12 protein-coding genes are annotated in these 7,836 nt (G+C 48.6%); all 12 read right to left on the bottom strand.

The genetic code is table 11. The annotated features are described in order from the left end of the window. On the bottom strand, positions 1-343 hold a 343-nt coding region (locus tag HMPREF2958_RS04615; RefSeq protein ID WP_070697002.1), incomplete at its 3' end, for a muramidase. Between the two features lie 105 nt (positions 344-448). Further along, positions 449-829, bottom strand: a complete 381-nt coding sequence (locus HMPREF2958_RS04610) for a Tat (twin-arginine translocation) pathway signal sequence (protein ID WP_070449232.1) — start codon at positions 827-829, stop codon at positions 449-451. Between the two features lie 70 nt (positions 830-899). Continuing rightward, positions 900-1,421, bottom strand: coding sequence for a muramidase (locus HMPREF2958_RS04605; RefSeq protein WP_070697000.1), 522 nt, complete (start codon positions 1,419-1,421; stop codon positions 900-902). 71 nt (positions 1,422-1,492) lie between these two features. Next, a complete protein-coding gene (locus tag HMPREF2958_RS04600; RefSeq protein ID WP_070696998.1) occupies positions 1,493-1,963 on the bottom strand; it encodes a lysozyme family protein in 471 nt (156 codons plus the stop codon). Between the two features lie 110 nt (positions 1,964-2,073). Beyond that, a complete protein-coding gene (locus HMPREF2958_RS04595; RefSeq protein WP_041321655.1) occupies positions 2,074-2,430 on the bottom strand; it encodes a hypothetical protein in 357 nt (118 codons plus the stop codon). 63 nt (positions 2,431-2,493) lie between these two features. Then, positions 2,494-3,027, bottom strand: coding sequence for a hypothetical protein (locus tag HMPREF2958_RS04590; protein WP_041321908.1), 534 nt, complete (start codon positions 3,025-3,027; stop codon positions 2,494-2,496). 83 nt (positions 3,028-3,110) lie between these two features. Further along, positions 3,111-3,617 (bottom strand): peptidoglycan-binding domain-containing protein, encoded by a 507-nt coding sequence (locus HMPREF2958_RS04585; protein ID WP_070696996.1) that lies wholly within the window; start codon positions 3,615-3,617, stop codon positions 3,111-3,113. 132 nt (positions 3,618-3,749) lie between these two features. After that, on the bottom strand, positions 3,750-4,304 hold the full coding sequence (locus tag HMPREF2958_RS04580) for a chemotaxis protein CheA (RefSeq protein WP_070696994.1): 555 nt from the start codon (positions 4,302-4,304) through the stop codon (positions 3,750-3,752). An 86-nt stretch (positions 4,305-4,390) separates the two neighbouring features. Next, the gene (locus HMPREF2958_RS04575; protein WP_070696993.1) at positions 4,391-4,915 is read right to left on the bottom strand and encodes a peptidoglycan-binding domain-containing protein; all 525 of its coding nucleotides are present in this window, start codon (positions 4,913-4,915) and stop codon (positions 4,391-4,393) included. 627 nt (positions 4,916-5,542) lie between these two features. After that, the gene (locus HMPREF2958_RS04565; protein ID WP_048752752.1) at positions 5,543-6,055 is read right to left on the bottom strand and encodes an LURP-one-related/scramblase family protein; all 513 of its coding nucleotides are present in this window, start codon (positions 6,053-6,055) and stop codon (positions 5,543-5,545) included. 161 nt (positions 6,056-6,216) lie between these two features. Beyond that, positions 6,217-6,984, bottom strand: a complete 768-nt coding sequence (locus HMPREF2958_RS04560; protein ID WP_070696989.1) for a uracil phosphoribosyltransferase — start codon at positions 6,982-6,984, stop codon at positions 6,217-6,219. Continuing rightward, the gene (locus HMPREF2958_RS04555; protein ID WP_070696988.1) at positions 6,971-7,702 is read right to left on the bottom strand and encodes a hypothetical protein; all 732 of its coding nucleotides are present in this window, start codon (positions 7,700-7,702) and stop codon (positions 6,971-6,973) included. The genes HMPREF2958_RS04560 and HMPREF2958_RS04555 overlap by 14 nt, the downstream gene beginning before the upstream one ends. Positions 7,703-7,836: the final 134 nt, after the last annotated feature.

Here is a 7,836-nt window from a genome sequence, read left to right as displayed (position 1 = left end):
AATCTTTGATGGTTTCTGAACCGGAGGCGGCATCGTCAGAAACCCACTGCCAACCGCTCGTCAAACCGGGATTAGCACTTGACTGGGATGCGGGCTGACTGTCGATCTGCCCGTCGAGGGAAAGACCGCCCTCCACCGCAGAGTTTACGGCAGCTATGCTGTTGAGACGCTTCTGCAGCTCAACCGTTGTTTCGGAGCCCCAGTAACCATCATCTGTAAGAGCATTCGCGCTCGTTGCGGTCACAAGGGTCGAGCCAAAGGCGAGCATACCTGCAGCGGGAACACCAATGGCGGTGGTACGCAACAACTTACGGCGGGAAAGACCAGTATTTTCGAGAGTCATAATACTCCTTCCTCAACTAAGGCTCATAAAAGGTTTGAAGCAATCTTGGCACCAGTCAAAAGCTCACAAGCCCCAATCTCGCTTCCTCACACAATTGGCTACGAATTATTGAAAGCGGCTGGCATTTTCACTATCAGCATCTTCAACGGCCTGAGCTTCTTGGGCTCGTTGCTGAGCCAACGTTTCGGCTTTTTGAGCAGCATCATGCAGCTGGGCGCTGATATCTTTGACGGCAGCCTCAAGGGCAGGATCATCAAATGCTGCGGCATCAAGATCGAAGCTGTCTGCTAGTTCTTTAGCCCTCTGAGCTTTTTCCTGAAGCTTCTCAGACTCTACTTTCATCTTGGCGCCCAAGTCAGTCTCTGCATTCGCAGCTGGGGCCATCACCAGGTTCGCTCCCAAAGCAACCACACCGGCAGCGGGCACACCAATAGCGGTAGTACGCAGCAGCTTACGGCGAGAAAGATCGGTATTTTCGAGAGTCATAATATTCCTTCTTCACATCACCACATACGAGGTGAGAACATGTCACGCCATTTTCGCGATAACTTATTTTTTAAGTCGTAGGTACATGAGAGTTCAGATAGTTTTGCAGAGCCTCGATCGTTGGCGAAGGTCCGTCAAGCACGCCGTCAGCGGTTTGCCCAAGCCAGGTCTGCAGAGCACTAATCGTTTGAGGACCAATAATCCCGTCGCCTTTCTCGAAGCCCAGCTTTTCACGCTGCAACCTAGCGATAGTACCGGAGCCCTTCACCTGTTCATCGGAAACCCACTGCCAGCCTGAAGCCAGACCGGGGTTCTCCTCAGCACGTGATATTGGCTGAGAAGAAATAGTCCCCGAAGGATCCCCAAAAGGATAGCCAGGAAACCACCACTGACCAAGAACCCCTTGCATAAGGAAACTTTGGAGAAGTTCCGTCGTCTCCGTACCCCAGTAACCATCAGCTTCTATAGCAGCGTTCGCAGCTGGCGCGGTCACGAGGGTCGAGCCAAAGGCGAGCATACCTGCAGCGGGCACACCAATAGCGGTGGTACGCAACAGCTTACGGCGAGAAAGCCCAGAATGTTCGTTCATCATTTTTATCCTCCTCACATATATAGAAATTGCGGAGAAAAATCGGGTAACCGATGTATTTTCAGTATGTTGAATTAGTCATAGGTAACCGCGATAAGCTCTGACTGAAGCTTCTTAATGGTGGGAGACTCCTCGCTCAATACCCCATCCTGAGGGAGGTGATAACGCGCCTGAAGTGCAGATATAGTCTGCGAGCCCATGAGTCCATCCTGGGTCACTTTGAGCCAGCGCTGCAAATCTTTGATGGTTTCTGAACCGGAGGCGGCATCATCAGAAACCCAATCCCAGCCACTCGTCAGCCCAGGGTTAGCACTCGCTTGAGACGCAGGCTGACTTGAGACGATGCCATCTACCACCTCAAGCGCAGCGAGCCTCTGATACATACGTGTAGTTTCACTTCCCCAGTAACCATCAACCTCAAGCGCATTCGCACTCGTCGCGGTTACCAAGGTCGAGCCGAAAGCGAGCATACCCGCAGCGGGTACACCAATGGCGGTAGTACGCAACAGTTTACGGCGGGAAATACCAGTATTTTCGAGAGTCATAATACTCCTTCCTCAACTAAGGCTCATAAAAGGTTTGAAGCAATCTTGGCACCAGTCAAAAGCTCACAAGCCCCAATATCACTTCTTCACACAACTTAGTTGCGAATTATTTATTCAAAGAGGCTGGCGGCGTCACGATCAGCATCTTCAACAGCCTGAACTGCCTGGTCTCGTTCTTGAGCCATCGCTTCAGCCTTCTGCGCAGCATCACGCAGATCCGCAGCGGCAGAATCATTAATCGCGATGTTATCCTGGTCAAACTTATTTGCTAGATCTGTAGCGTCCCGGGCTTCTTGATGAAGCTGCTCAGATTCTGCCTGCATTGCGCCTGTCGAGTTATCGGCAATCCCTGCATTCGCCGCCGGAGCCGCTACGAAGCCAAGCGCTAGCAGGGCACCCACAATGGGGGTCACGAGCGAGGTTACGCGCATCGACTTACGAGGACGATCAAATTTACGAAGTATCATTTTTTCTCCTCAATTAGTTCGAATATGACTGTGCACTAACTGGTGAAAGAGCAACACCGGGTTTTAGCCGACGTACTGGTTAATCTCGTTCTGCAAAGCCTCAATAGTCGGTGATGGACTATCTAAAGTTCCATCCGCCGTCAGGCCATAATGCTCTTGTAAAAGCTTGATATGAACGCCTGTGATGCTGTAGCCAGTTACATTCCCACCCCATTCCTCAATTTTGAGGAAAAGATGTTGCCCATGAGTTCCGGATCCAAGCCATTGATACATGGCCAGCATGGTTGGGGAACCAGAGGCCTGTGCATCATCGACCCATTCCCAACCGCTGACGATACCCGAGCAGGATGGAGCCATACTTGATGGCTGAGAACTAATAACTCCATCCACCGACAACCCGGCCCCACGCACGGCATTCATAAAGCGTTGGAGCCCTGCAGAGGTTTCCTCGCCCCAGTAACCATCAACGCTAACCGCACTCGCACTTGTTGCGGTCACCAGAGTGGAGCCGAAAGCCAGCAAACTCGCGGCGGGTACGCCTACAGCGGCAGTACGCACCAGCCTGCGGCGAGAAATACCAGAATGTTCGTTCGTCATTTTTATCCTCCTTCAGGATGAAAATATATGTTCGCTGAGAAGCACCAACGTGCTTTTCACGCATCATCAAATCTCACATAGAGCTAACCGACGTACTGGCTAATCTCGTTCTGCAAAGCCTTGATAGTCTCTGAAGGTCCATCTAGGCGACCATCTGCCGTGAGACCGTAATGATTTTGCAGAGCCTTGATGGTATTGGGGCCAATCGTGCCGTCAGCCTCAACACCGCCCAGCCAACGCTGCAGGTAATAGATGGTGAAGTCGTAGCCTTGCGCTCCCCCATCGGATTCCCATTGCCATCCGCTGCCCAGCCCGGGGTTTGCGGACTGCTGCGATACAGGCTGATATTTCACGACACCATCTTCATACCCGTATGTAGGCTGACCGAGTTCCTGCGCAAATATATTGAAGAAAAACTTTTGAAGCTGCGAGGTTGTCTCGGAACCCCAATAACCATCAGCCTCAAGCGACTGAGCAGCTGGGACGCTAACGATGCTGAACCCCAGCGCCAGAACGCCTGCGGCGGGAACACCTACGGATGCGGTACGCAGCAAGCGACGACGTGAAATACCAGAATGTTCATTCGGCATAGTGATACCCTCCTTTGCGTATTTTCAGGTACAGAAAGCTAGAGCTGGAAGATGCCTTCCTTGTCGGGATGATGGATATACCACTAGATGGCCGATCCACCCTCCCGACACGTGAAGAACTGTCACATTGGATTAGCCAACGTACTGGTTGATCTCCTTTTGCAAGGCCTTAATGGTCTGCGATGGAGCTGACAGAACGCCGTCGCGGGTAAGCCCATAATGGCCCTGCATGAGCTTGATGTGTGTAGGCGAAATTTGGTTATTGGACAAAGGTTCGCCCGTTTCTTGAATCAAAGACGCGCTCCCTTCTTGCGTCTTTGCCTCAAGAGTATCGTCTGGATCATGAGTCAGCCACATAAACATCAGCCCGATAGTGGGAGATCCCTTGGCCTGAGAATCTTCTACCCACTCCCAACCACCAACGATGCCGGAGCAGGAAGAAGCCATGCTCGAAGGTTGGGAGCTGATCATGCCGTCAACGTCTAATCCAGCACTCAGAAAGGTATTCAGAAATTTCTGAAAACCTGTCGAGGTCTCCGAACCCCAGTAGCCGTCAACATCAACAGCATTCGCGCTCGTTGCAGTTACCAAGGTCGAGCCGACAGCGAGCAGACCAGCAGCAGGCACGCCAATAGCGGTAGTACGCAACAGCTTACGGCGAGAAAGTTCGGAATTTTCGAGAGTCATCAGGAATACCCTCCTTTGCGTATTTTTCTGGTGCAGGAAATTAGAGAAGATTTCAGCACACCATAAAACCATCACCGGTAGTAGCGTTAATTATTCTTCGCTATCTCATCATTGTCTGCGCGAAGGTAATGGTTAATTTCATTCTGCAGAGCCAGAATTGTCGGCGACGGTCCATCTAGTGTTCCATCCGCTGTCAGTCCATAATGGGCTTGCAGGGCACTGATAGTCTCAGAACCAAAAATCCCGTCAGCTCCAACACCTAGCCAAGTTTGCATCGCAACTATTGTTTGGGAGCCAGATGCTTGAGCATCATCAACCCACTCCCAGCCACCAGCAAGACCGGGACATGAAGCCTGCAGACTTGACGGCTGAGAACTAATCACACCATCCACGCTCACCTGAGCATGCTGGGTAATATTTAAGAAAGTTTGGAGCCCACTGGAAGTTTTTGACCCCCACCAGCCATCAGCACCAACTAGCGCGTGATAAGCCTGCGCGCTCGGTGCGGTCACAAGGGTCGAGCCGACAGCGAGCAGACCAGCAGCAGGCACGCCAATAGCGGTAGTACGCAGCAACTTACGGCGAGAAAGTCCGGGATTTTCGAGAGTCATGTTACTTATCTTCCTTTCACATGGTGGTTGGATACGCGCACTCGCCACTGTAGAGCTACAAAAAGCATTGTGGATTGCGTACTATCTGTGAACGCCTCATAAAAGAAGGCGCAGGGTTATGACATTTCCTCTTCCGAAGCGAGGATTTTATTTAGAGTGCCCAGAATATATCTGCAAGAGCTACATACCAGCAACACATCTCAAAGTGATGTTTTGGTCACCTCATATAATGCATTTACTGCGTAGCGCTTTCCTGAACGCCTCTGCCCCTACCGTAGAAGCCACACGGGCGAGTTTTCAACCCTTTGAGGCTGTTTTGCTGTATCGCGCAAGACAGAAGTTCATGTATTTTATGCTCTATATCAGAGTGGTCATTGTTCAAAATTTTTAAATGTCATATTTCTTATTCGGGCATGTCACATAAAAATATAATGTTGTGGTGCGTAAGTTTTTATAAATACTTCATTCTTTAAATATTTTTTCTTAGGTGTTTCAATAAGTAAATCTCTATAAGCACGCTTTAATCCCCACGAGCAGATGGTTATTGTGGCGAGCAGATAACAATCGATTATCTGCCCGCCACAATACTATCTGCTCGCGCCTCATCAAACCTGACGCATAGGGACTTTAGGATCCGTGAAAACTAATTCTAGGCCTGTTCTTCTGCCGCTGATCAGATAGATAATCAACAACAATGAGAACTGCAATAGCAACGTCTTGAAAACGCTGGTCGTACACAGTGATCTGATATTTGTCGCGCATCTTAAACCTAGGCTTGTGAATAGCGGCGACGATACCTCCTTCAAGAACAATCTCAAAGTTACCCTCCCAGAAACTACCCCCGATCTGAAGCGGAGTCTGGTTGAGGTAGGCCTCTATGTTGAGCCCAGCGAGTTTAAACCGTTTGCGCATATACAGCTGGTCGCCAGTGGAAAAGCCAACATTGAAAACGGTACCGAGCCCAAGCTGCCGCTCTAGCGTGAACTGCACGCCGGTCTCAACGTTCGTCACATTCATGTTTTTGCCGAGAACCCGGTAGTTCTCATCAACCTGATATACCGTGTACCCACCTTCGTCGGTGACGACATAGTGGTCGGTAATTTTGAAGATTTTCTGCGCCGCATAAAGCTGCCGCATCATGCTCTCCTCTCTATGTGTTTCGGTGGTGTCGTTGGTAGCTCAACCATAGCACCGCGTACACCTTTAACAAGGAGAGGAAAGGTTTCAGCCCCTACCTTGCACATGCATTCGAAGAAGATTTAGGCGTGGAATCGCCAAGTACAGCTGAAAGCGAAGAGGTTCTAGAGTGATTCATCAGGTTTTCCTTCGGATATCTCATGCTGCTTTTGTTCTGAAGTTTGGGTGGTCTTCTTAATACTATTTGTCGTAACAACAATCATTGAGATACCCAAAGTAATCTCGTAGAGGGCTGCCATAACGCCCGCTACCATAGAAGAAATCACTGCGGATGGCCTGTCGCAACCCATCAATAGAACAAGAATACACCCTAGCATAAACGGCACACAGGTAACCTCGGAGATCGGGGCAACAATAAGGCTGTAAATATTGACGCCTCGTATCCACCGAAACCTGACCGACTTCCTAAACCGTGCAAACGCGACAATCTGTAAGATAACGTGAATAATATAGGGCAACACAATAATGACAGCGATCATTATAACGACCTGGCTGACGTCATCAAGCCCACGAGCCATACCGATATTAAATAATCCGCCGATAAAAACAACCAGTATGATGAGCGCAGGAATAATAATCAGAATATTCCTTATAGTCTGTGCTATAAGAAGCCTCTCGCGAGTTTTAGGGTCTATATAACGCTGTTTTGGTACGCGCTTACGTGGTTCTTCATTTTCCTCGACCCCCTGAGGTTCCGGGGATGTCTGAGCCTCTAAGGAAATCTTACCGTCGATACCTTCTAGATCATACAGTTGTGTATACTCGGGTTCTTGACGTGCATTCTCCAGAGTATTACCCGATACTCCCTGCCTTTCTGCGGGAGACTGTGAGTCTTTAGTATCGGAGGTTGAAAAATTCTTATCGGTACTCATGGTGTTCACCCCAGTCTTTTTTCTGCGACCTGATAGAAACTTGCTGCCAAGGAACCTCTACTACCGGCTCTTCACGGTGCTTCTTCAGAGTTTTTAAATCGTCCGTTTCGTATACCGCGCTCTTGAAACCAGATAAAGTATTATTCGATATTGAACCTTTATCCACACCCATATTTTTGTTGTGAGATGATAATTTTTTCCTTTTCCATTTATATATAATCACTACAATAATCATGAAAACACTTATAATCGCCTCAAGGGCACAGGCGTCTAGAATCCACCGTAATGGTTGAACATCCACATTTGAAGCCGTTACCCCTATAATGAACGATGTATAAAAAGCAGCAAGAGGCGCAACAGCGAGCAGACCATAGGCGTTTGTCCCCAAGATCCACGCGGTTTTAGTTCCCCAAATCATCTTTATACATGCCACAATTTGCAATGGAATATGTATAATAAAGGGCGAAAAAAGAGTGAGAATAAAAAGAAAACCTAGAAAACCACTAGACCTAATATTATAAGAAAGGGAAGAAATTAACGTACTCTGGAGAAGCGCAGCTTCGAGCACTAGCCTAATGATCTGCACAGTTATAAAACCAGCATGAAACGAATTTTGCTCCTCAGTCGAATCTGCCTCAGATTCTTTCTCTATCTCATGAATATCTTGAGCCTGGATAGTTCCATGCTCAGGTTTTGGAAGGTCTTTATTAGTAGTCATGGATTCACCCTAAACTTATAGCCTGGGTATTCCGTGGAAGCTCCCTGAACATTCTTAAAAAATAATATTTTAATCTAATAGTTTTGATTTTATTTAATACTAAAAAGGCTCTTTGTTTAAACAAAGAGCCTTTT

This window comes from Rothia sp. HMSC036D11, from assembly GCF_001814205.1.
Lineage (GTDB): Bacteria > Actinomycetota > Actinomycetes > Actinomycetales > Micrococcaceae > Rothia > Rothia dentocariosa.
Note: the sequence above shows the minus strand (reverse complement) of the source record. Positions and strands in the feature narration are given on the sequence as shown.